Annotated in this window: 3 protein-coding genes; all 3 read left to right on the top strand. The window is 29.5% G+C overall.

Annotated elements, in window-relative coordinates; translation table 11 throughout:
* The coding region (locus Q3304_RS20655) for a DUF2577 family protein (RefSeq protein ID WP_407815482.1) at positions 1 to 208 on the top strand (208 nt) is incomplete at its 5' end.
* Positions 209 to 212: 4 nt separating this feature from the next.
* Positions 213 to 632 carry a DUF2634 domain-containing protein gene (locus Q3304_RS20650; RefSeq protein WP_407815285.1) on the top strand — a complete coding sequence of 140 codons (420 nt, stop codon included), beginning with the start codon at positions 213 to 215 and terminating at the stop codon, positions 630 to 632.
* On the top strand, positions 633 to 1,236 hold a 604-nt coding region (locus tag Q3304_RS20645), incomplete at its 3' end, for a baseplate J/gp47 family protein (RefSeq protein ID WP_407815284.1).

Below are 1,236 nucleotides of genomic sequence, written 5' to 3'. Positions count from 1 at the left end.
AACAAGTAATCCAATGCAAATTGCATTTGGAACTATAGAAAGTGTTAATCCTTTAGTAGTTTATATAGAACAAAAAGCATCTTTTGATGAATTCTTTTTAATACAAACAGAAACATTTAAAAGATATACAGATAAAAAGATAGGAGATAAATTAGTTTTAATTCGTATGCAAGGAGGACAACAATATTTAATTTTAGATAGGATGTGATAAAGTGATACCAACAGACGCTATTGACTATGATATAGAAGATGTATCAATTATAAATTTTGATGTGAGGCAAGAACCAAGTAAGACTTTTAAACTGAATACAGAAAAATCTAAGATAGATGGTATTTGTGATGATGTGGAAGCATTAAAACAGACCATCTTTTTAATTTTAAATGTAGAGAGATACCAACACCTAATATACAGCAGGAATTATGGAGTTGAGTTAAATGACTTAATTGGAGAACCTATAACTTTTGTAATACCAGAACTTGAAAGACGTATTAAGGAAGCACTAATTCAAGATGATAGAATTGAAAATGTAGATAATTTTGAGTTTGAAAATATAAAAGGAAAAGTACATTGTAAGTTTATGGTTCATACCAAATATGGAAATTTAAATTCAGAGAAGGTGGTGAGTGTATAATTGTTTGAATTAATGACATTTGAAAATATAATTAAAAGAATGTTAGATAGTGTACCAGATACTCTTGATAAGAGAGAAAGTTCTATAATATATAATGCTCTTGCACCAGTTGCTATAGAACTATCAGAGACATATATTGCAATGGATGAATTACTAGACCAAACTTTTGTAGATACTGCTAGTTATTACTATTTAGAGAAAAGATGTAAAGAGAGAGGAATTACACCACTATCCGCTACTAATACAATTACAAAAGGAGTGTTTAATATAGATATTCCTCTTGATTCAAGATTTAACCTAGGAGAGTATAATTATATAGCAATTGAAAGGATTAGCGAGGGAATATATAAAATGAAATGCGAAACTACTGGACCTGTATTTGAGTTGGGACAATTAATACCTATTGAATATATAGATAGTCTTGAAACTGCCGAACTAACTGAAATCTTGATAAATGGAGAAGATGAAGAGTCAGAGGACAGTTTAAGACAAAGATACTATGATAGTCTAAATTCACAGAGTTTTGGTGGAAATATACAAAATTACAAGGATGAAGTTAACAAAATACAAGACGTTGGAGGAGTTAAGGTTTATCCAGTTTGGG

Origin of the sequence: Clostridioides sp. GD02377 (genome assembly GCF_045899875.1) — a bacterium.
Taxonomy (GTDB): domain Bacteria; phylum Bacillota; class Clostridia; order Peptostreptococcales; family Peptostreptococcaceae; genus Clostridioides; species Clostridioides difficile_A.
Note: the sequence above shows the minus strand (reverse complement) of the source record. Positions and strands in the feature narration are given on the sequence as shown.